This window comes from Kitasatospora sp. MAP5-34, assembly GCF_029894335.1.
GTDB lineage: Bacteria > Actinomycetota > Actinomycetes > Streptomycetales > Streptomycetaceae > Kitasatospora.
Genome location: NZ_JARXZC010000040.1, coordinates 15,779 through 37,543 on the forward strand (window position 1 = coordinate 15,779; position 21,765 = coordinate 37,543).

A 21,765-nucleotide genomic window follows, 5' to 3' on the forward strand; every position below is an offset into this window, starting at 1 on the left:
ACCGTTCCATCAGTAACACAGAGTGATCGCAGAGAGGCCGGGTCCGGTGGACCCGGCCTTTCGGCGTCCCGGGTGCTGAAACGTTATGGAGTTTCTCCCGGCCCTGAGCTGCGGTTCTCGTTGTCGGCCCAGGCGGCCCGAACGCCCCGGAGGCCCCCTGGGCGAGCGCCGATCGCATCTACAGACGACCTTGGATTCATCGGCCGCAATCTGCCGTTCACCTTTGATTCAAGTGCGACATGCCGCCTGGAGCAAGACGGACAAATTTGACAATTACCGTACGCGATCATCGGATCGCATGTTTATGCGGCGCTACGCAACGGATTCCGCAGCAGATCGGCCATTGACGCAATCAATACGCACAAGGTTCCATGACGGACCGGGAGCGACAGACCAGGACCAGGCAACCGCTGTGGAGGCGATACCGCTCCCTCCCCCCCAGAACCGCACAGAGCCGATCGGAACCGTCCATGACCGACACGCTTCAGCCGCCACTCGCCGTAGCCCCCACTGCGACGATCGACGGCACCACCGAGGCCCCGCGAAAGCTGAGCCGCTCGCTCGGCGTCGTGGGCGGCACACTGCTCACGCTCTCCTGCGTGACCCCGGCCTCCTCGCTCTTCGTTCTGGTACCGACCCTCTTCGCCACCCTCGGCACGATGACCGCCCTGACCATCGCGATCGGCGCCGTGATCTGCGTCGCGGTGGCGTTCTGCTACTCCGAGCTCGGCACCCTCGTGCCGAGCGCCGGCGGCGAGTACGCCATGGTCGGCACCCTGGCCGGACGGTTCGCCGGGTGGCTGGTGTTCATCCAGTCGATCATCGTGGTGATGATCGTGCCGTCGGTCATCGCGATCGGTACGGCGGCCTACCTCGCCCCGATCGTCCACCTCAGCCCGGGCGTGGCCGGCGCGGCCGTGATGCTGGCGGCCACCGTCGCCGGTCTGCTCGACCTGCGCGCCAACGCCTGGATCACCGGTGTCTTCCTGGTCCTGGAGGTGATCGCGGCCGGTGTCGTCTCCGTCCTCGGCTTCGCGCACAGCCAGCGTGGCGTCAGCAGCCTGGTCCACGGTGTACTGGCCGACACGCACGGGGTCACCAGCACGGTGGGCATCGGGGCGATCTTCGCCGCGATGGGCACCGCGCTCTTCGTGACCCAGGGCTTCAGCACCGCGATCTACCTCTCCGAGGAGCTGGAGAACCCGCGCAAGAACGTCGCCCGTACGGTGCTCTGGACGCTGGCGCTCTCCGTGGTCGTCATCCTCGTCCCGGTCGTCGCGATCACCCTGGGCGCCCCGGACCTCGCCACCCTGACCGGCGGCGACATCTCCGGCATGGTGGCCGGCTGGAGCGACTCCGCGCTCGGCACCTTCATCAGCCTCTGCATCGCGCTGGCGATCATCAACGCCGGCATCGTGATGGTCATCCAGAACTCCCGGGTGCTGTTCGCCTCCGGCCGCGACAAGGCCTGGCCCGAGCCGGTCAACAAGGCCTTCGGCACCCTCAACAAGTTCAACGCCCCCTGGGTCGCCACCCTCGCGGTGGGCCTGCCGGGCGCGGCACTCTGCTTCGTCCCGGGCCTGCTGCTGACCAACATCACCGGTGTCGCCGTCGCCGCGCTCTACCTGCTGGTCGCCGTCGCCGCGCTGCTCTCCCGCCGGGGCGAGCACAAGAACGTCCCCGCCTGGCGCCAGCCGCTCTGGCCGGTCCTCCCCGCGCTGCTGATCGCGGCCCTGGCCTACGTGCTCACCCAGATGGACACCACCGCCCTCTGGTGGACCGGCGGGATCACCGCCGCCGCCACGCTCTACTGGGTCTTCTACCTCCGCCCCCGGCCGGACACCCGCTGGGTGATCACTGTCCCCGAGGACGACCAGGCCTGACCTGACCCACACGAAAGGAGGCCTGCTCCCCCTGGGGGAGCCGGCCTCCTTCGGCGTACTGCCTCAGGCCTCGTCGCGGCGACGGCGGTCCCGAAGGACGACGGAGCCGCCCGCGAGCCCGGCGACCAGCAGCGCGCCCAGTGCCATCACGTACATCGCACTGCGGCGGTCACGGTCGGCCTGGGTCTCGGCCAGGCCGAGCGGCTGGGCGACGATCCGCGCCGAGTCCAGCTGTACCGGCGGGTCGTCGTGCGCGGTGTCCGGCGGGTTGTCGACCCACTGCACGGCCTTGACCGGGTCGACCACACCCCAGCCGGTGAACTTGTTCCAACCCCGCTGGGTGCGCTGCGCGGTCTGCTCGATCCGGGCCCGGACCTGCTTGGCCGTCCAGTCCGGGTGCTCACCCTTCAGCAGCGCGGCGACGCCCGCCACGTACGGGGACGAGAAGCTGGTGCCGTTGTCCACGCACTGGCCCAATATGGGCGCGGTGGAGAGCATGTCGACACCGGGCGCGGCGACGCCGACGAAGTCGCCGTACTGGGAGAACGAGGCCCGCTCGTTGTTGCGGTCCGAGGCGCCCACCGCGAGGACGGTGTCGAACGCGGCGGGGTAGGTGGCCCCCTCCAGGCCGTCGTTCCCGGAGGACGCGACCACCACGATGCCGGCGTTCTCGGCCCGGGTGAGCGCCTTCTGCAGGTCGGCCTTGCCCACGAAGCCCTGGCCGGTGTCGTCGGTGCCCCGGACGTCCTGGGAGATGTTGATGACCTGGACGTTGTGGTCGACCGCCTCGTTGACCGCGTCCGTCAACTTCTGGACGCTGCCGTTCCCCTGGGCGTCGTTCTGCCGGATGGAGAAGATGTTGGCATCCGGCGCCAGGCCGACGAACCCGGTCTTGTCGTACACCCTGGCGGCGATGATGCCCGCCACCTTGGTGCCGTGGCCCACCGTGTCGGTGGTGCCGTTGCCCGGCACCGCCTGGCCGGTCGACTGGTCGACCAGGCTGGAGCCACCGTCGATGACCTTGCCCGCGAGCTGCGGGTTGGTGTTGTCCACACCGGTGTCGATCACCGCGACGGTGACACCCGCGCCGGTCGTCGTCGCCGTGCTCTGGGGCTTGTGCGGCGCCCAGAGCTGGCTGAGAACCACCCGCTGCAGTGCCCACGGCACGCTCACGACGTTCGTCGACGGGATCGCGCACTCCGCCGCGGCGGCGATCCCCATCGGCGTCCAACGCGTGGCGGCGGAGGGGCTCGGCGAATCCGCGTACGCGGGCGTCGCCGCCAGACCGCCGACCACCCCCAGCGCCACGAACGCCGCAGTGGCCCTGCGGTACGTACCCAACGACGGCACCTGACTTCCCCTCTGATCCACCCGATTGTCGTACTCGCGGCCGGCCGCTCGGGCTCCCCGCGCGCCAAGGGCGGGCACCCGACCAGGCGCCCGCCCTTCTGCTACTGCCGCAGCGCCCCGCTACTTGCTGCCGCACCACCCCGAAGGGTGATTACTGCCAGATGCCGGCGTTCTTCTGCTCGGTCTGCTGGTAGTTCTGCACGGCGTTGTCCAGCGTGGTCGCGATCTGGCCCAGCGCCTGCTGCAGGTCAGCGGCCTTCTGGTCCCACTGCGCCTGGCGGGCACGGTAGCCCTCCTGGGCCACGCCCTCCCAGCTGGACGCGATCCGCGCCACGCCGGCCTTGAGGTCGTCCAGCTGGGACTGGATGGCCGAGGAGGTCCGCTTGACCTCGGCGCTGGCGTTCTGGATGGTGGAGAAATTAACGAGAATGTGGTCGCTCATGGTGACTCCTTGTCGAGAGAATCAAGCCGGTCCGCCACGCGGCGGCCGAGCAGCGTCTGCGTGGTCTGAAGTCGCGGCGCACCGGGCCGCGGGATCCGGAACCGCAGTTTCAGCCGAGCGAACCGGCCGCACTGGTCATCGAGGAGTGCTGCTCCTGCTCAGTGGCGGCGTACTGCTTGGTCGTGGCCTCGATCGCCTGCTTGATCTCGTCAAGCACCTTGTTCAGCGCGGTGGCGTCCTGGTTGAAGCGATCCTGCAGCTGCTGGTAGGCGGTGGCCGCCGAGCCCTGCCAGCCGGCCTTGGTCTCGTCGACGAGGCTGTTGAGCTTCGCGATCTCCTGCTGGACCTGCTGGTTCACCTCACCGATGCGGTTGGCGAACTGGTTCATTTCCTCAGCGGTCGTCCTGAACTGACCAGACATGATCTACCGTCCCCCATGAGACAGAACTTCCTGACGGATAGTCCTGGCACGGCCTACCCGTCGAACACCACGGCGCGGTGTCCCTCTGCACAATAGTCGCCGCGCGCAAGTCGCCCAACACCGGGAGCCGGGCTAGTTACCAGATCATGACCTGGTAACCGGCCCGACTCATGACGATGCGTCAGATGTGTCGGATGCGTCGTGCGCGTCGGCTGATGCCGGTCGCGTCAGGCGTTCTGGGCCTGGAGCGCGGCGGCGGTGTTCAGCACCGGGCCGCCCGGCACCAGGTTGGCCCAGGCGCCCGGGACCGGCACCGGCTGGATCTTGTCGTACCCGAGCCGGGCCTGCGCCTCGTCCACCTGCGACTGCCCCGACTGCGGCGCCGGGGACGGCGTCGACGTCTTGGTGCCGTCGCTGTTGCTCTGCACCGAGTAGCGCAGACCGGTCTCGGTGATCAGGAAGTTGCTGCCCGAACCGCCCGCGCCCGCGTCCACCGAGCGGAACAACAGCCCTGCCCCGGGGGAGACATGGGCGCTGGAGGAACCGGTGTTGACCGGCGTCGGGTAGTTGGCGTCGGCCCAGACGGTCTGCTTGATGTTGCCGCTGTCGTCCATGCTCTGGAAGGTGCTGCAGAGCACCGTCCGCGCCTTGGCACCACTGTCGGCGTTCACCGCGCTGCCGCTCGGCTTCTCCTTCGGCGCGTTGCTGTCCGCCTTCAGCAGGGTGTTCTGGTCGATCTTCGGCCGCAGCGCCGCGTAGTCGCTCGGCGAGAGCTCGGCGAACTTCGGCGTCTGGCTCTTGTAGATCACCTTGAGGGCCGGGTTCTGCCGGATCAGTTCGGCCTGGAAGGCCGTCACCTCGTAGAGGCTGTCCTGGCCCATCACGTAGAAGCTCTTGCCCTGGTAGGAGAGCAACCGCCCGACGAACTGCTCGTCGGGCTGGCTGATCGGGACATTGGACGCCACCCGGTCCGTGTCCTTGAAGCCGGGGATGGTCGGGAAGGTGATCATGTTGCCGTCCTGCAGCGTGTTCAGCCACTCCTGGGTGACCTGCTGCGGCTGCGCGTCGGCCCCGAACAGTCCGGACTCCAGGCTGCTCCGGACGTCGGCGCTGGTGGTCGCCTGGCCGAGCGCGTGCTTGAACCCGTTCGAGTCGACCAGGTAGTCGCTGGCCCGGTTGCCCGAGAGCGGCGGGGCCTCGACGAACAGCCACTGGCCGCCGCCCAGCACCAGGCTGGGGTTGGCGAGCGCCTTGGCCTCCTTGCCGGCCGTCACGAACACCGCCTGGTTGATCGTCGCCTGGCTCTTGTCCTTGCCCGGACGGTCACAGACCGACCAGGTCTTGGCGACCCCGGCGTCCGCCGGATCGGGCAGCCGGTCCGGCGCGTACGGGATGCCGATGGTCGCCCCGTGGTTCTTGTACGCGTCGAGGACCGCGTCCGCGACGACCGTGACCTTGGCGCCGGCCGGCAGCACCAGCCGCGCCGAGGACATGTTGAGAACCTGGTGGAGCACCTTCTCCTTGGTGGTCGGATCGACCAGCACCACGTAGCGGGTGGTCGAGTCCTTGCCCTGGATGATGTTCTTGCCGTCGTCCCAACCCTGCGGCGCAGCGGGCTTGATGACGCCCAGCATGCCGAATCCCGCCACGATGACGGCGGCCACGACGACGCTGGGCAGCACGGCCCGGACCGGACGCGGCGCGTCCTCGTCGTTGCCGCCTCCGCTGGGCTGCAGGAAGGCGCCCACCATGCGCTTGCGCGCGAAGGTGTATGCGTTCAGCTCGTCCCGGCGTGATGCCATCCTCGTCGTCTCCCCTGTTTGACCGACAGCTCTGCTTGACCGACAGCTCTGCTTGACCGAATAGCTCTGTTTGACCGACGTCCGTACTGTGGTGGTGCCTGCGGTCGCGCCCGCCGGCACCAGCTGCTGCCGGACATCTGTGCGTACGTCAGCACGATTCGTCCGTGCGGAGTCTGCCACCCGCCGGACGGAGACCGCAGCCAACCCTCTACGATGCGGCAGCAGACGGTAAGTACGGTACGGGTACGGTTCGCCGACCAGCCAACCGGGCCGTGATATCTGATCAGAGAGGGTCACTCGGGGGATGCCAAGCCAGACCGCTCCAGAGCGACGCAGCACATCGCGCGGCCGACGCGCCAAGAACGGCGGGGGTGCCAACGGGGGATCCGGCGGGGCTTCCGGTCGCGGGACCCGGCGGGCGCAGCCCGTCCAGGCCGCTCCGACGGCTCCGGTGCCGCTGAAGCTCCACCCGCGCCCAGGGCTCCTCGGCAACCGGCTCCAGCTGCAGCAAGTCGTGCTGCTGGAGGTCGCGGTGGCGCTGCCGGCCGTCGGCTGGACGATCAACAAGGCGATGGCCGGGGTGTTCGCCCTGCCCGCCGTCCTGCTGGTGGTCATCGCGCTGCTGCCGCTGAACGGCCGCAGCGCGCCGGAGGGCCTGCGGGTCCGGATGGCGTTCAACGCCCGCCGCAAGCAGGCGCAGTTGAACGTGCCGCCGCCGGGCACCGACCCGGCCCTGGCGCCGGCCCTCGAGCTCGAACCCGCGCTGCACACGTACACCCACGCCACCGAGGCCGACCTCGGCAACGGGCGGCCGGTCCGCCGCGAGACCGGGATGGTCGGCGACGGCACGTTCCTGACCTCGGTACTGCTGGTGCAGGCCAAGGACCAGCCGCTGCGGCCCACCCGCACCAGCCTGCCGCTGCCGCTCGACGTGATCTGCTCGGCGCTCCAGGTGGACGACATCGCGCTGGAGTCGGTGCAGCTGGTGCAGCACACCCAGCCCGCGCCGGCCCCGCACCTGCCCGAGCAGTCGCTCGCCACCCGCGCCTACCACCAGCTGCCCGACGGCCTCTCCACCCCCGGCCTGCGGCTCACCTGGATCGCGCTGAAGCTCAGCCCCGAGCGGACCAGCACCGCCGTGCTGGCCCGTGGCGGCGGCGAGGAGGGCTCCCGCAAGGCCCTCCAGCGCGTCACCGACCAGCTGGCCGGACGCCTGAACAGCGCCGGCTTCACCGCGACCGCGCTCGACGAGCGCGAGCTGATCGCCGCACTGGCGATCTCCACCTGCGCCAACCCGATCGCCGTCGCGGGCCGTCAGGGCACCGGCGGGGGCGGCGGCAACGGCCGCCGGACGCAGGAGAGCCGCAAGTTCTGGCGGATCGACGACCGCTGGCACAGCACGTACTGGATCTCCAAGTGGCCGCAGCTCAGCCGCCCAGGCGGCGCTCCGGGCCGGATCGCCGCACCCGACCTGGTCAACCTGGTCACCGGCACCCCCGCGCTGGCCAGCACCTTCAGCCTGACCGTCAGTCAGGGCACCGGCGGTTCGGTGGCGATCAGCGGGCACGTCCGGGTCACCGGGCGCAGCGAGAGCGAGGTCGACCAGGTCGGCCGGCTGGTGGAGTCCCGCGCGCAGAGCGCCGGCGTGAGCCTCGCCCGGCTCGACCTCGAACAGGCACCCGGCCTGCTCGCCACACTGCCCCTGGGAGGGACTTCCTGATGGCCTATCAGACCTACCCCGCCCAGGCCCCCGAGCCCGGCGCCGAGCAGGCCCGAATGCTGCGGATCCGTCCCGGCTTCGGGCTGCGCGGCCCGAAGCGCGAACGGCACGTGCTCTCCCCCGAGGATCTCGGCGCGCTCTCCTTCCCGGTCGGCGACGACGGCGTGGTGATCGGTGTCGACCAGCAGCAACAGCCCTCCGTCCTGGGCCTGTTCCGGCCGACCTCGTACGAGGTGGTGCTGGTCGGCGGCATGTGGACGGCGCAGATCATCGCGCTGCGCGCCGCCGCCACCGGCGCCCGGATCGCCGTCGAGACCGGCCGCCCGCAGGCCTGGGCCCCGATGGCGCAGGCGGCCGGCGGCGGCCAGCCGTGCGTGACCATCCACCAGGCCGGACGGCTCGGCGCGCAGGGCGCCTCGGTCGCCTCGCCGGTGCTGGTCGTCCGTGACCTCGGCGCCCGCCCGCCGCGCAGCCGGCTCTCCGCCGCTCCGTGGCAGAGCACCCTCACCCTGCTGCCGTACCTCGGGCCGAACGCGCCTCGCGTACTCAACGCGGCCGACCTGGTGGGCATACAGCGGGTCTCGCCGCAGGAGACCGAGGTGCTGGCCCGCATCCTCTCGCTGGGCGAGCACGACATGGCCTCGCTTCCGACGCTGCCGGACAACATCACGCTCTGGGCGACCCGGATGCGGCGGCAGTACGTGATGACCAACCCCGGCGAGGCGGAGGGCCAGCTCCTGGGCGGCCCGCGCCGGATGGACTGACCGACCGGGAGGTACGGTTCGCGCTCGTACACGGTTACGGTGTGTACGAGCGCGAACCTCTTTCGGGTGGGCGGTGGGGTGAACAGCAGGTGAGGTGCACTCCAAAAGCGGTTGTCACAGGCCGACCGACGTCCACCGACCTCGGCGGCAGATGCGATACCGCCTTCAGTTGACCGTGAATCACGCCCTAGTCTTGTTGCCCGACGGCACCGCGAACAGCGGCGGCGAACACGAGGGAGCCCAAGTGAGCAGCGATCGGGACGGCGTCTACGTCGGCGACAACGCGGCAGAGGACGACGACGACTGGTCGGACGCCCCTGACTACTCTCCCCCGTCCTGGTACACCCAGAGCGCGGGCCCGCAGTCTGCGGCGCCGGCACCTGCACCTGCTCCGGCGCCCGCGCCTGTCCCGGCTCCCGCGCCTGCTCCGGCACCCGCGCCGGTGGCTCCGGCCGTGCCGCAGCCCGTGGTGGAGCAACCGGTCGCCGCGCAGCCCGCTCCCGCGCCGGTCCAGGCCGCACCGGCACCCGCTCCCGTTCCTGCGCCTGCTCCCGCGCCGGTCCAGGCTGCGCCGGCGCCCGTTCCTGCCCCGGCTCCTGCTCCCACCCCTGCCCCTGCCCCCGCGCAGCAGGCTCCGCCGCAGACGCTCTGGCCGACCCCCGAGCAGGCCCCGGTGCAGCCGCCCCAGCCCGCGCAGCCGCAGCCGCAGCAGTACCAGCAGCAGCCCCCGCCGCCGGGCCCGTGGCCCGTCCCGCAGCAGCAGCCCCAACAGCCGCAGCAGGCCGCGCCGGAGGCCGCGCCCGCGCCCGCTCCGCCGGTGGACCCGCGCCAGGGCGGCTGGCCGCAGCCCCCCGCCTTCCCGCAGCAGCCCCAGCAGCCCCAGCAGCAACTGCCGCCGCAACCGCAGCCGCAGGCGTACCCCCAGCAGTCCGGTTACCCGCAGCAGCAGGGCGTCCCGCAGGCTCCGGCGGCGTTCCAGCAGGGCGGCCAGCAGCAGGTGTCGCACGGCGCGGCGCTCGGCTACACCGCCGCCGTCGAGCTCTCCTCGGACCGGCTGCTGCGCGGCCAGCCCAAGCAGCAGCGCGAGTCGCGGTTCAAGTTCGGCGGCAAGGCGGCGGAGGCCGACCGGGCCCGCCGGCTGGAGGTCATCCGTACGCCGGTGATGAGCTGCTACCGGATCGCGGTGATCAGCCTCAAGGGCGGCGTCGGCAAGACCACGACCACCACCTCGCTCGGTGCCACCCTGGCCAGTGAGCGCCAGGACAAGGTGATCGCGATCGACGCCAACCCGGACGCCGGCACCCTCGGCCGCCGGGTGAAGCGCCAGACCGGCGCGACCATCCGCGACCTGGTGACGGCCATCCCGCACCTGCGCAGCTACATGGACGTCCGCCAGTTCACCTCGCAGGACCTGCACTCGGGTCTGGAGATCCTGGCGAACGACGTCGACCCGGCCGTCTCGACCACGTTCAACGACTCGGACTACCGCCAGGTCATCCAGGTGCTCGGCCAGCACTACCCGATCATCCTGACCGACTCGGGCACCGGCCTGCTGTACAGCGCGATGCGCGGGGTGCTGGACCTCGCCGACCAGCTGATCGTGGTCTCCACCCCCAGCGTGGACGGCGCCAGCAGCGCCAGCACCACGCTGGACTGGCTGTCCGCGCACGGCTACGCCGACCTGGTGCAGCGCAGCATCACGGTGGTCTCCGGGGTCCGCGAGACCAGCAAGATGATCAAGGTCGAGGACATCGTCGCGCACTTCCAGACCCGCTGCCGCGGCGTCGTGGTGGTGCCGTTCGACGAGAGCCTCGCGGCCGGCGCCGAGGTCAACCTCGCGATGATGCGGCCCAAGGTCCGGGACGCGTACTTCGAGCTCGCCACCCTGGTCGGCGAGGACATCGCGCGCGCCCAGCACGCGGCGGGCGGCGGCTGGCAGCAACAGCAGCAGTACCCGCCGCAGGGCTACCAGCAGCAGCCGTACCCGCCCCAGGGCGGCTACCAGCAGCAGCCGCAGGGCGGTTACCCCGGCCAGCCCGCCCCCGGCGCGCCGTGGGCCCCGCAGCCCGGCCAGACCCCGCCCCCCGGGTACGGGCAGCCGCAGCAGGGTGCACCCGGAGGGCAGCCGCTGCCGCCGGAGTGGCAGCAGCAGGGCCAGCAGCCCGGGTACGGCTACCCGCCGCCGCCCCAGCCCGACGGCCAGCAGCCGCCCCCGGCGGGTTACGGCTACCCGCCGCCTCCGCAGCAGTGAGCGAAGAGAGCCCCTGTCGACCAGTCTTAGGTTCCAGTGGTCGGCAGGGGCTCTCTCGGCACTCCGGTACTTCAGGACCCGTCGGTCAGCTCGCGGGCCTGCTTGACGTCGTCGGCCATCCGGTCGAGCAGCGCCTCGATGGAGTCGAACTTCTCCATCCCGCGCAGGTACACCAGGAAGTCGACGGCCACGTGCAGGTCGTAGAGGTCGAGCCCGACCCGGTCGATCGCGTAGGCCTCCACCGTGCGGGCGGTGCCGTCGAAGGTCGGGTTGGTACCGACCGAGATCGCGGCCGGCATCCGCTCGCCGCCCGCCGTCAGCCACCCCGCGTACACCCCGTCGGCCGGGACGGCGCTGTGCGGCACGGTGTTCACGTTGGCCGTCGGGAAGCCCAACTCCCGTCCGCGCTGGGCGCCGTGGACGACCACGCCCTCCACCCGGTGCGGGTGGCCGAGCACCTCGGCGGCCGCCGCCACGTCACCTTCGGCGACCAGTCGGCGCACCAGGGTCGAGGAGAACGGCTCGCCTGCGGCGCAGCGCAGTTGCAGGTCGACCACCTCGACCTCGAAGTCGGCCGTCCGCCCCAGCTCGGTGAGAAGCGTCACGTTCCCGGCGGCCTTGTGGCCGAAGCGGAAGTTCGGGCCCTCGATGACCAGCCGGGCGTGCAGGGCGTCCACCAGCACCTGCTGGACGAAGGTCTCCGGCGACTCCCGGGAGAACTCCGAGGTGAACGGCAGCACCAGGACGGCGTCCACGCCCAGCTCCGCCATCAGCTCCGCGCGGCGGGGCTGCGGCGCGAGCAGCGGCGGGTGGCTGCCCGGGCGGACGACCTCGCTGGGGTGCGGGTCGAAGGTGACCACGACGGCCTTGGTGCCCAACTCACGGGCGCGCTCCACCACCCGGCTGATGATCAGTTGGTGGCCGCGGTGCACACCGTCGAACGATCCGATGGTGACGACGCTGCGCCCCCAGTCCCCGGGGATCTCCTCCAGGCCATGCCAGCGTTGCACCCTGACCGCTCCTTGTTCCGTACGTGCGTACGCTCGGTACGCTCAAACGCTCCAACCCGAACCCCTATAGCGTGCCATGCGCCTGTCCCTGCTCGGGCACCGGAAGGCCCACTGCGCGCCGCGCCCGGCCCGTGGCCGCGCGCTCGGCCTCGGCGGCGGCGTACTGCGGGTCGCGCCCGGCCGCGACGAGCACGCGCATCCGCGCCAGCAGCGGGCCGCCGCGCAGCGCCGGACCGGCGGTCGGCCACTCGGCCAGCAGCCCGGCGAACGCGGCCCACCGGCCCGCGCAGCGGACCAGCGCGGCGTCCGTCTGCTCTCCCCCGACCCCCATCCCGACCGCCCGGACCAACTCCCTTACCCGGTCGGGCTCGTGCTCCTGGCAGGTCTCGGCGATCCGCTCCAGCACCGCCGTCAGGACCAGCGGATCACGCTCACCGGCCAGCAGTACGTCCAGCGCGGAAGCCCGGGTGGCCTGCCCCGGCCCGGCCAGCAGCACCGCGAAGACCCGGCGCACGGCGGCGGGCTGTCCCGCGACCTCGGCCAGCAGCGGACCGGCCGCCGCCGCACGGGCCAGCAGCCGGTCGAGGTACTCGGCGACCTGGGCGGCCCGTTCCGGCCAGTCGCGCAGCAGCCCGGTGGCCAGCTCCAGGCCCTGCCGGGCGGTCTCGGGGTCGGCGGCGTCCGCCAGCACCCGCAGCCCCTCCGCCACCGCTGCGCCAGGCAGAGCCAACCGCCGCCGCAGCGCCGCCAGCACCGGCCCCGGATCGCTCGCCAGGGCCGGCCCGAGCACCTCGGCGGTGACGAACGGGTCGTCGGCCGAGTACGCGGCCAGGGCCGCCGCCAGATGCCGCGCCCGGGTCTGCGGATCGAGTACCAGCAGCGCCAACGCCGCACCGTGCAGGCCGGGTTCGTCCTCCCGGGCGAGCAGCGTGAGCGCGGTGAACCGGAGCAGCCCGGGGCCCGGGCCGGTGGCGTACGGGGCGGTGCGCAGCGCGTGCACGGCCGCCGCGACGTGCCGTTCGGGCCTCGGGTCATGGCTCCACCGGTCCACGGCGCGGCAGAGCGCGGAGGGCTCCTCGACGGCGAGCAGCGAGAGCAGGGCGTCGGCCCTGGGGTGGGCCACCGTCACCAGGCACTCCGTCAGATCGTCCAGGGCCAGGCTGCGGTGCGCGTACAGCAGGTCGTGGGCGAGGTCGGCGACGGTGGACCCCGGGCGGGCGGGCAGCCGCCCGCCGTCCGCCAGCCAGCGGCAGAGCAGCGGCAGCACGGTGTGCGGGTCGGCGCCGAGCAGCTCGGCGGTGACGGCCCGGAAGTCCTGCGCGGCGCCGTCGGTGCGGACCAGGCGGCGGAGCAGCTCCAGCCTGGTGGCGGGGTCGAGCGGCAGTACGGCCCAGAAGGCGGGCCCGAACTCGCCGCCCTGCTCGCCGCGTTCGGCGAGCCACTCGAGCAGCGCCGAGTGGGCCGTGAGGTCCGGGCTCACGGCCACCGCTCCGGAGAGCAGGCGTCCGGCCCACCAGGCGGGCTCGCTGCCGGGCGGAGCGGCCTCCAGCGCCCGCCGGAGCCGGTGCAGCCACGGGTCCAGCGCCGGGGCGCCCCACGTCCGGCCGAGCCGCCGCAGCGCGGCCAGCACCAGGCCGATCCGGTGCCTGGGCACCCCGTGGGCCTGCTCGCAGGCGGCTCCCCCGGCTGCTGCCTCGTCCAGCAGTATCCGCAGCGCTCCGTCCAGGTCGAGGTGCAGGCCCTGCAGCCACTCCGCGAACTCCTCGTGGCCGGGCCGGTACCCGGCGCCCGCCGGTACGAACAGCCCCTCGGCGAGCACCGCCTGTGCCCAGCCGCCCTCCGCCGGGAACAGGGCGTCGAAGGCCGGCCGGCCGAGCCCACCGTGCCCGACCACCAGCAGCTGCCGGGCCGCCTCGTGCAGCCGGCCGGCCACCACGGCGGCCTGCCGCCGTACCTGGCCCGGGTCCTCCGCCGCCGGGCGCGGCGCACCCCTGCGGTGCGCGCCGGGGCGCCGGACCTCCGCTGCGGCCACCAGCCGGCGGCCGACCCGCAGGCAGCACAGGTCGAGGTAGGCCGCGAAGAGGTCGCTGCGCCGGGGGGCCGGGCCGCACACCCCGGCGGCGTGCAGCTCACCGGCCAGCCGCAGCGCGAGCGGGTGGGCCGCGTCCTCCGGGTGGGCGAGCCAGTCCGGCGGCAGGCCGTACCGCCGGGCGGCGCGGTCGGCGGCCTCCCCCGGCAGCGGGCCCAGGCCGCGCACCCGGGCCTCCGTCAGGGCTCCCTCGTACCGGCCCCACTCCTCCGGGCGGCAGGCCGTCAGCAGCCGGGCCCCGGCGGCGTCCAGCCACTGCGCGCTCGCCCGGTACCAGGACTCGGAGACCGCCGCCGGGGCCTCCTCGGGCGCGTCCAGCACCACCAGCAGCGGCCGCCGGGCCGCCGCGCAGAGCAGCCCGGCGGCCGTCGGGTCGGGGCTCTCCACGGCCAGCAGCCCGGCGGCCCGGGCCAGCTCCCGGCCGACGGCGGCGGCCAGCGAGGTGTCCGTGGCAGCCAGGTCGGCCCCGCGCAGCCAGAGCGTCGGCAGCGGGTCCGGGCCGCCCGCGCGGCGGACGGTCAGCGCCGCCAGTTCGGTGGTCCGGCCGCTGCCGGCCGCGCCGAGCAGGACGGTGACCAGGTCCGGCGGCTCCTCCCCCACCAGTCCGTCCGGACGGTCCACCCGGTCGGCGGCGAGATCGGCGATCCGCCCGGGGCCCGCGCCGGCCGTGCCGAGCTGCACGGAGGCCAGCTGCAGCACCCCGCCGAGGTTGAGCGCCCGCCCGTACGCGGGCACGGTGGCCGCGTTCCGGGCCAGCGCCTGGGCCAGTACCTCCGCCAGGGCCTCCCCGGCCAACGGCGCGGCGGCGACCCCGTCCTGCTGCCCACCGCGCAGCCTCGGGGCGACCACCGCGAGTACGGCGCCGGTCTCAGCGTCCAGCACGGGTGCTCCCGGGGTCGCCGGGCCGGCCAGCTGCGGCAGATCCAGCAGCAGGGCGCCCTCGATCAGGTGGAACACGTCGGCCCACGGGTACATCGCGGTACCGGTCGAGAGCACCCCGCCCTGGGCGGGCGTCGGCTCCTCGCTGCCGTTCCGCAGGTACGGCACGGCGACCAGCCGGCCGGTCGCGTCCATCGGCGCGACCGGCAGCGGCGGCACGGGCAGGCCGCCCACGGCGTCCGTCCGCAGCAGCGCGAGGCCGCAGGCCGGGAGCGGCTCGATGCTGTCCGGTCCGAGCACCCGGGTCTGGCCACCGGGGGTGTGCAGGACCAGCCGGGTCAGCCCGGCCACCGTCTCGTGCGCGGTCAGTACCGTGCCAAGCAGATCGACGACGAACCCCAGCCCCCGGACCCGCCCCGCCGGATCGCAGATCCGCAGCAGCGCCCGCTCCCCACCGGCCATCCGCACCCGCCCTCCCCGCCGGGCCGGCCGGTTCCCCCTACGGAGAGGCCCGTCGCGGCTGCCGTACACGCCGCCGGGAGCCTGCCCCGGAGCGCAGGCACCCCACCCCACCTGCGCCGTTCACCCCGCCCATTCACCTCGCGCGCTCCCTCGTCCGGGTGAACGCCCCCGCCGGGGGCTTTGAAAGCCTTCAAAACCCCCGGAGGGGCTCTCAGCCGACGAAGACCGCGACCGGCTTCGCGTGGCCACCCTTCTCCTCCACCAGGGCGAGGAATTTGCCCGTCGGGTCGAAGACGGCGATCGGGCCGTCCACCGCCAGGCCGGGGGCGGCCAGCTTGATGCCGTTGGAGAGCAGCTTCGCCTGCTCCTCGTCGATGTCCCAGCGGGGGAACGCCGCTGCGGCCGCCTCCGCGATCGGCAGGACTTCGAGCTTCTCCTCCAGCTGCTCCAGCGTCCGCGCCGACTCGACCGAGTACGGGCCGACCTTGGTGCGCCGCAGTGCGGTGAGGTGCCCGCCGACGCCGAGGTCCGCGCCGAGGTCGCGGGCGAGCGCGCGGATGTACGTACCGGAGGAGCACTCGACGGTGACGTCCAGGTCGAGCACCGGGGTGCCGTCCTCGGCGGTGGCGGCCCGCAGCTCGTGCACGGTGAAGGAGTGGATGGTGGTGGCGCGGGCCGGGATCTCGAAGTCCTCGCCCTCCCGGACCCGGTGGTAGGACCGCTTACCGTCGATCTTGATGGCGCTGACCTTGGACGGCACCTGCATGATCTCGCCGGTGAGCTTGGCGATCCCCGCGTCGATCGCGTCCCGCGTCACGGCCGAGGCGTCCGTCGAGGAGGTGACGTCCCCCTCGCGGTCGTCGGTGACGGTGTCCTGCCCGAGCCGGATCGTCGCCTCGTAGGTCTTGGCGGTGAGCATCAGGTGCCCGAGCAGCCGGGTGGCCCGCTCGACGCCGATGACCAGTACGCCGGTCGCCATCGGGTCCAGCGTGCCCGCGTGCCCGACCTTCCGCGTCCCGGCGAGCCATCGCAGCTTGGCGACCACCCCGTGCGAGGTGATGCCCTCCGGCTTGTCGACAATGACCAGGCCGTCGGGGCCGGTTCCCTTACGCTTCATCAGGTCTTCTCTGTGCAGGTGGAGGCGGGTGGATGCAGGTGGATCAGCAGGACGCCAGCGCCGCCCGGAACCGGGCGACCACCGCCGGTACGTCCTCGCGGGCGGCGAACCCGGCCGCGAACTTGTGCCCGCCGCCGCCCAGTTCGGCGCAGACGGCGGCGACGTCGACGGCTCCCTTGGCCCGGCAGGAGCCGCGCAGGGTGCCGTCCGGGTCCTGCTTCAGGACGAGGGCGACCTCGGCCTCGGCGGGGCGCCGCAGTACGTCGATCAGACCCTCGATCTCCTCGACCGTGACGCCGAAGAGCGCCAGGTCCTGGTACGGCACCCAGGTCCACACCAATCCGCGGCCGCCGGCCGCCTCGGGCTCGAACACGGCACGGTCCAGCGCGGCGGCGAGCACCTTGAGGTAGCCGAAGGAGGAGGTGTCCCACAGGGTGCGGGAGATCAGGTCGTGCCGGATGCCGGTGGCCAGCAGGCGGCCGGCCAGTTCGTGGGTGGCGGGGGTGGTGGCCGCGTACTTGAAGGAGCCGGTGTCGGTGGCGACGCCCGTGTAGAGGCAGGTGGCCAGGTCCTGGTCCAGCGGGACCCGCAGGCGGCGCAGCAGCTCGTCCACCAGGACGGCGGTGGCGGGCGCGCCCGGGTCGATCAGGCGGTGGGTGCCGAAGCCCGGGTTGGAGGCGTGGTGGTCGATCACGACCATCACCGGGGCCGCGAAGGCCTTGGCGTGCAGCAGCCCGAGCCGGCTCTCGGCGGCGACGTCGAAGCAGAGCACCAGTTCGGGGCGGTCGGGCACGGCCGAGGCCGGCACGATCAGCTCCTGGCCGGGGAGGAAGGCCAGCGACTCGGGGATCACCTGCGGGTCCTCGCCGAAGGAGACCCGCACCTCGTGCCCGAGCGAGCGCAGCGCGAGCCCGGCCGCCAGGGCGGAGCCGAGCGCGTCGCCGTCGGGGTTGATGTGGCAGATCAGGTCGATGGACGCGGTCCGCCCGATCGCCGCGACCACCCGCTGCCACTCCAGCTCGAAGCCGCCCGGCGACTCGGTGCGAGGCCCGGGAAGCACCGCGAGGGCACCCTCCACCGTGTCGGTGGAAGATGCCCCCTGGCCGGACTGAACCGGCTCGGCGGTCATGACTACTCGTCCTCGTCGTCGGCCTCGCCCGGCACGCGGTACGGGTCCGCGTCCCCGGCGAAGGTCGCCCCGGCGGCGGCCGTGCGAACGGCGGCGTCGGAGAGCCGAGCCCGGTCCAGCAGCTCGTCGATGTTCTTGGCGTTCTCCGGCAGGGCGTCCGCGACGAAGGTCAGCGACGGGGTGAAACGCACCCCGGTCTGCTTGCCGACCTCCGAGCGGAGCACGCCCTTGGCGCTCTCCAGCGCCTGCGCCGTGGCCTGACGCTCCAGGTCGTCGCCGTAGACCGTGTAGAAGACGGTGGCTTCCCGGAGGTCCCCGGTGACCCGGGTGTCGGTGATGGTCACATAACCCAGCCGGGGGTCCTTGATCCGCCGTTGCAGGGTCTCTGCCACGACCACCTGGATCCGGTCGGCGAGCTTGCGCGCCCTTGCTTTGTCGGTCACGTTGTCTCCTCGTGCGGTGAGCGCGATACCCGGGTCATGGACTCACCCGGTGGGGCCCAAACCCCAACGTACCTGCCCGCGCCCAGCCTTGTGGGCGCTGTCGGTCCTCGTCGGTGTGACGGTGGTGACTTCTCACCACCGCCCCCGCTCTCAGTCATCGTCGTCGCCGTGGTAGCGCCTCCTCGCGGAGAGCAGCTGTACTTCGGGGCGGCCGGCGACGAACCGCTCACAGCTGTCCAGGATCTCGGTGACGAACCCGGCTTCGCCGGACACCACCGCGACGCCGATCTCGGCCCTGCGGTGCAGATCCTGGTTCCCTACTTCCGCTGCGCACACGCTGTACTTGCGCTGCAGCTCGGCCACGATGGGCCGCACGATCGAACGCTTCTCCTTCAGCGAATGTACGTCGCCGAGGAGCAGGTCGAAGGTGAGTGTTCCTACGAACATGTGTGACAGGTCTCGCCGACCTGAAGGCCTCGTAACAGCCCCCGAACAGGGGGTCCGCCCCCGAACGGGGACTACGCAGACCCTACACAGCGAGACCGGGGCCGGTCGACGGGAATTACCCCGCCGACCGGCCCCGGCAGACCACGCTTACGCGCGCGGCTTCTCGCGCATCTCGTAGGTCTCGATGACGTCGTCGACCTTGATGTCGTTGAACGACCCCAGGGTCACACCGGCCTCGAAGCCCTCGCGGACCTCGGTCGCGTCGTCCTTGAAACGACGCAGACCCTCGATGGTGAGGCTCTCCGTGATGAGCTTGCCATCGCGGATGAGGCGGGCCTTGGCGTTGCGGCGCAGCAGGCCCTCGCGGACGATGACACCCGCGATGTTGCCGAACTTGGAGGAACGGAACACCTCGCGGATCTCTGCGGAACCGAGGCGGACCTCCTCGTACTCCGGCTTGAGCAGACCCTTGAGGGCTGCCTCGATCTCCTCGATGGCCTGGTAGATGACCGAGTAGTACCGGACATCCACGCCTTCCTTGTCGGCAGCCGTACGGGCGCGGCCTTCGGCGCGCACGTTGAAGCCGATGATGATGGCGTCCGAGCCCATCGCCAGGTCCACGTCGGACTCGGTGATCGCACCCACACCGCGGTGCAGGATCCGGAGCTCGACCTCGTTGCCCACGTCGAGCTTGACGAGTGCGTCCTCAAGGGCCTCCACGGAACCGGAGACATCGCCCTTGACGATGAGGTTGAGCTGCTGGATGTCGCCCGCCGCGATCGCCTGGTCCAGGTTCTCCAGGGAGACCCGCATCGGACGCTTGGCGAACATGGCGTTGCGGTCACGGGCCGAACGCTTCTCGGCGATCTGACGCGCGGTGCGGTCGTCGTCGACGACGATGAAGCTGTCGCCGGCGCGGGGCACCGAGGTGAGGCCGAGCAGCAGGACCGGACGGGACGGGCCCGCCTCGGCGACGTTGTTGCCGTTCTCGTCCAGCATGGCGCGGACGCGGCCGTGGGCGTCACCGACGGCGATCGAGTCGCCGACGCGGAGGGTACCGCGCTGGACGAGGACGGTCGCCATGGCACCGCGACCCTTGTCGAGGTGGGCCTCGATGGCGATACCCTGCGCGTCCTGCTCGGGGTTGGCCACCAGGTTGAGCGAGGCGTCGGCGGTGAGGACGACGGCCTCGAGCAGCTGGTCGATGTTCAGACCCTGGCGCGCGGAGATGTCGACGAACATGGTGTCGCCGCCGTACTCCTCGGCCACCAGACCGAACTCGGTCAGCTGACCACGCACCTTGACCGGGTCTGCACCCTCGGTGTCGATCTTGTTGACCGCGACCACGATCGGCACACCGGCGGCCTTGGCGTGGTTCAACGCCTCGACCGTCTGCGGCATGACACCGTCGTTGGCCGCGACCACCAGGATCGCGATGTCGGTGGACTTGGCACCACGGGCACGCATGGCGGAGAACGCCTCGTGACCCGGGGTGTCGAGGAAGGTGATCGGACGCTCTTCGTCGTTCACCGTCGCCGTGACCTGGTACGCACCGATGTGCTGGGTAATGCCACCGGCCTCGCCGGCCACCACGTTGGTCTTGCGGATGGCGTCCAGCAGGCGGGTCTTACCGTGGTCGACGTGACCCATGACGGTGACGACCGGCGGGCGAGGCATGAGCTCGTCCTCGTCGCCCTCGTCGGCACCGAAGTCGATGTCGAACGACTCCAGCAGCTCACGGTCCTCGTCGTCCCGGCTGACGATCTCGAGGATGAAGCCCATCTCCTGGGCCAGCATCTCGAGCGTCGCGTCGGAGACCGACTGGGTCGCGGTGACCATCTCACCGAGGTTGAACATCACCGAGACGAGCGCGGCCGGGTTGGCGTTGATCTTCTCCGCGAAGTCCATCAGCGAGGCGCCACGCGACAGGCGGACAGTCGCCCCGTTGCCACGGGGCAGCATCACACCGCCGACGGACGGAGCCTGCATCGACTCGTATTCCTGACGACGCTGGCGCTTCGACTTGCGGCCACGGGCCGGGCGACCGCCCGGGCCACGACCGAAGGCACCCTGCGTGCCACCACGGGCACCCGGGCCACCGGGACGGCCACTGAAGCCACCCGGACGGGGACCGCCGAAGCCACCGCCACCACCGGCGCCGCCACCCGGACGGGGACCGCCGAAGCCGCCACCACCGGCCGGGCGCGAGCCCGGACCGGCCGCGCGACCGGCGAAGCCGGGACGGGCGCCGCCACCGGCACCACCCGGACCACCGGGACGGGCACCGGGACCACCCGGACGGGCGCCGGGGCCACCGGGGCCACGGCCGCCGGGGCCCGGAGCCGGACGCTGCGGCATCATGCCCGGGTTCGGGCGGGGCATACCGGACGGGCTCGGGCCACCGGGGCGCGGGCCGGCCGGACGGGGCATGCCGTCGGGGCGCGAGGCACCGGCGGGACGCGGGCCACGGTCGGCGCCGGGAGCACCGGCCGGACGCGGACGGTCGCCACCGGGACGCGCGGCGCCACGGTCGGCACCGGGAGCACCAGCGGGACGCGGACGGTCGCCACCGGGACGCGGAGCGCCACGGTCGGCACCCGGCGCACCAGCGGGACGCGGACGGTCGCCACCGGGACGCGCGGCGCCACGGTCGGCACCCGGCGCACCAGCCGGACGCGCCGGACGGTCACCGGCACCGGCGGCAGCCGGACGGCGCTCGCCGGGACGGCCCATACCGGTCGCACTGCCGGAGGTGAAGGGGTTGTTACCCGGACGCGGGCCGGCCGGACGCGGGCCCGGACGGGCACCCGAGGACGGGGCGGCAGCAGCCGGACGCGCGGCCGGAGCGGCCGGCGGGGTGGCGGCAGCAGCAGCCGGACGGGCCGGTGCCGCAGCGTCACCGGCGGGAGCCGACGAGGAGAACTCGGCGGCGGGAGCCACCGGAGCCGGCGCAGCGGGACGCGCGGCCGGGCGCGGGCCCGGGGTCGCAGCGGCCGGCTTCGGTGCGGCGGGGGCGGCCGGAGCCACCGGAGCCGCAGCGGCGGCGGGAGCCGCTGCCGGGGTCGGACGGGGACCCGGGGTCGCGGCAGGGCGCGGACCCGGGGTGGGGGCACCCGGCTTGGGTGCGGCCGCACCGGCGGCAGCGCCACCGGCGGGCTGGGGCGCCGCGGGCTTCCGCGGGCCAGGCTTGGCAGCGGAACCACCCGTAGGTGCCACTCCAAGAGCGTCAGTCAACTTGCGCACGACCGGCGCCTCGATCGTCGAGGACGCCGAACGGACGAACTCACCCAGCTCGGTGAGCTTGGCCATCACAGCCTTGCTCTCCAAGCCAAGTTCCTTGGCGAGCTCGTATACCCGGACCTTAGCCACTTCACTCCAGTCTATGAGTCCGGGGCAATCGTCCGCCGGACTGTCGCTACTTCATGGGCGAACCCATCGCGTACTCATCGCGTACTCATCGAGGGGTGCTCATCGCAATCTCGACCTACTTCCAACTCGCGAGGTATTTGATGTGGCGCACAGCGCGCGACGATGCGCGAGCTGTGCTGTTTACGTG

15 protein-coding genes are annotated in these 21,765 nt (G+C 72.4%); 4 read left to right on the top strand and 11 right to left on the bottom strand.

The window, feature by feature from the left end:
- The first annotated feature begins 470 nt into the window (after nt 1–470).
- The gene (locus P3T29_RS26535; RefSeq protein ID WP_280719167.1) at nt 471–1,883 is read left to right on the top strand and encodes an APC family permease; all 1,413 of its coding nucleotides are present in this window, start codon (nt 471–473) and stop codon (nt 1,881–1,883) included.
- A 63-nt stretch (nt 1,884–1,946) separates the two neighbouring features.
- On the opposite strand, the gene mycP is transcribed toward P3T29_RS26535, so the two are convergent.
- The 4 genes from mycP to P3T29_RS26555 all read right to left on the bottom strand — a co-directional run bounded on the left by mycP (nt 1,947) and on the right by P3T29_RS26555 (nt 5,898).
- Nucleotides 1,947–3,233, bottom strand: coding sequence for a type VII secretion-associated serine protease mycosin (mycP, locus tag P3T29_RS26540; protein ID WP_280719168.1), 1,287 nt, complete (start codon nt 3,231–3,233; stop codon nt 1,947–1,949).
- A gap of 151 nt (nt 3,234–3,384) precedes the next feature.
- Nucleotides 3,385–3,675 carry a WXG100 family type VII secretion target gene (locus P3T29_RS26545; protein WP_280719169.1) on the bottom strand — a complete coding sequence of 97 codons (291 nt, stop codon included), beginning with the start codon at nt 3,673–3,675 and terminating at the stop codon, nt 3,385–3,387.
- Between the two features lie 109 nt (nt 3,676–3,784).
- Nucleotides 3,785–4,096 carry a WXG100 family type VII secretion target gene (locus P3T29_RS26550; RefSeq protein WP_280719170.1) on the bottom strand — a complete coding sequence of 104 codons (312 nt, stop codon included), beginning with the start codon at nt 4,094–4,096 and terminating at the stop codon, nt 3,785–3,787.
- Between the two features lie 227 nt (nt 4,097–4,323).
- Nucleotides 4,324–5,898 carry a type VII secretion protein EccB gene (locus tag P3T29_RS26555; protein WP_280719171.1) on the bottom strand — a complete coding sequence of 525 codons (1,575 nt, stop codon included), beginning with the start codon at nt 5,896–5,898 and terminating at the stop codon, nt 4,324–4,326.
- A gap of 451 nt (nt 5,899–6,349) precedes the next feature.
- On the opposite strand from P3T29_RS26555, the gene eccE reads away from it, so the two are divergent.
- The 3 genes from eccE to P3T29_RS26570 all read left to right on the top strand — a co-directional run bounded on the left by eccE (nt 6,350) and on the right by P3T29_RS26570 (nt 10,633).
- The gene (gene eccE, locus P3T29_RS26560) at nt 6,350–7,618 is read left to right on the top strand and encodes a type VII secretion protein EccE (protein WP_280719172.1); all 1,269 of its coding nucleotides are present in this window, start codon (nt 6,350–6,352) and stop codon (nt 7,616–7,618) included.
- Nucleotides 7,618–8,382, top strand: coding sequence for a hypothetical protein (locus P3T29_RS26565; protein WP_280719173.1), 765 nt, complete (start codon nt 7,618–7,620; stop codon nt 8,380–8,382). Before eccE ends, P3T29_RS26565 begins: the two co-directional genes overlap by 1 nt.
- A gap of 244 nt (nt 8,383–8,626) precedes the next feature.
- Entirely contained in the window at nt 8,627–10,633 is a 2,007-nt protein-coding gene (locus P3T29_RS26570; protein WP_280719174.1) for a MinD/ParA family protein, read from the top strand.
- A gap of 71 nt (nt 10,634–10,704) precedes the next feature.
- Here the strand turns inward: P3T29_RS26570 and P3T29_RS26575 are convergent, their stop codons facing one another.
- From P3T29_RS26575 to infB, 7 genes are all read right to left on the bottom strand, one after another.
- Nucleotides 10,705–11,643 (bottom strand): bifunctional riboflavin kinase/FAD synthetase, encoded by a 939-nt coding sequence (locus P3T29_RS26575; RefSeq protein WP_280719175.1) that lies wholly within the window; start codon nt 11,641–11,643, stop codon nt 10,705–10,707.
- A 64-nt stretch (nt 11,644–11,707) separates the two neighbouring features.
- Nucleotides 11,708–15,073, bottom strand: a complete 3,366-nt coding sequence (locus P3T29_RS26580) for a serine protease (protein WP_280719176.1) — start codon at nt 15,071–15,073, stop codon at nt 11,708–11,710.
- A 211-nt stretch (nt 15,074–15,284) separates the two neighbouring features.
- Nucleotides 15,285–16,190 carry a tRNA pseudouridine(55) synthase TruB gene (truB, locus tag P3T29_RS26585; protein WP_280719177.1) on the bottom strand — a complete coding sequence of 302 codons (906 nt, stop codon included), beginning with the start codon at nt 16,188–16,190 and terminating at the stop codon, nt 15,285–15,287.
- Nucleotides 16,191–16,233: 43 nt separating this feature from the next.
- On the bottom strand, nt 16,234–17,319 hold the full coding sequence (locus tag P3T29_RS26590; RefSeq protein ID WP_280719178.1) for a bifunctional oligoribonuclease/PAP phosphatase NrnA: 1,086 nt from the start codon (nt 17,317–17,319) through the stop codon (nt 16,234–16,236).
- A gap of 2 nt (nt 17,320–17,321) precedes the next feature.
- Nucleotides 17,322–17,762, bottom strand: a complete 441-nt coding sequence (gene rbfA / locus P3T29_RS26595; RefSeq protein ID WP_280719179.1) for a 30S ribosome-binding factor RbfA — start codon at nt 17,760–17,762, stop codon at nt 17,322–17,324.
- Nucleotides 17,763–17,912: 150 nt separating this feature from the next.
- Nucleotides 17,913–18,209: a DUF503 domain-containing protein gene (locus P3T29_RS26600; protein ID WP_280719180.1), complete on the bottom strand. Its 297-nt coding sequence runs from the start codon at nt 18,207–18,209 to the stop codon at nt 17,913–17,915.
- Nucleotides 18,210–18,356: 147 nt separating this feature from the next.
- On the bottom strand, nt 18,357–21,578 hold the full coding sequence (infB, locus tag P3T29_RS26605; RefSeq protein ID WP_280719181.1) for a translation initiation factor IF-2: 3,222 nt from the start codon (nt 21,576–21,578) through the stop codon (nt 18,357–18,359).
- Nucleotides 21,579–21,765 lie beyond the last annotated feature (187 nt).

Bases quoted from the DNA above. Each gene is read 5' to 3' on its own strand.
- P3T29_RS26535 (WP_280719167.1), top strand. From the start codon at position 471: ATGACCGACACGCTTCAGCCGCCACTCGCCGTAGCCCCCACTGCGACG.
- P3T29_RS26545 (WP_280719169.1), bottom strand. From the start codon at position 3,675: ATGAGCGACCACATTCTCGTTAATTTCTCCACCATCCAGAACGCCAGC.
- P3T29_RS26550 (WP_280719170.1), bottom strand. From the start codon at position 4,096: ATGTCTGGTCAGTTCAGGACGACCGCTGAGGAAATGAACCAGTTCGCC.
- P3T29_RS26555 (WP_280719171.1), bottom strand. From the start codon at position 5,898: ATGGCATCACGCCGGGACGAGCTGAACGCATACACCTTCGCGCGCAAG.
- P3T29_RS26565 (WP_280719173.1), top strand. From the start codon at position 7,618: ATGGCCTATCAGACCTACCCCGCCCAGGCCCCCGAGCCCGGCGCCGAG.
- P3T29_RS26580 (WP_280719176.1), bottom strand. From the start codon at position 15,073: ATGGCCGGTGGGGAGCGGGCGCTGCTGCGGATCTGCGATCCGGCGGGG.
- truB (WP_280719177.1), bottom strand. From the start codon at position 16,190: ATGAAGCGTAAGGGAACCGGCCCCGACGGCCTGGTCATTGTCGACAAG.
- P3T29_RS26590 (WP_280719178.1), bottom strand. From the start codon at position 17,319: ATGACCGCCGAGCCGGTTCAGTCCGGCCAGGGGGCATCTTCCACCGAC.
- P3T29_RS26600 (WP_280719180.1), bottom strand. From the start codon at position 18,209: ATGTTCGTAGGAACACTCACCTTCGACCTGCTCCTCGGCGACGTACAT.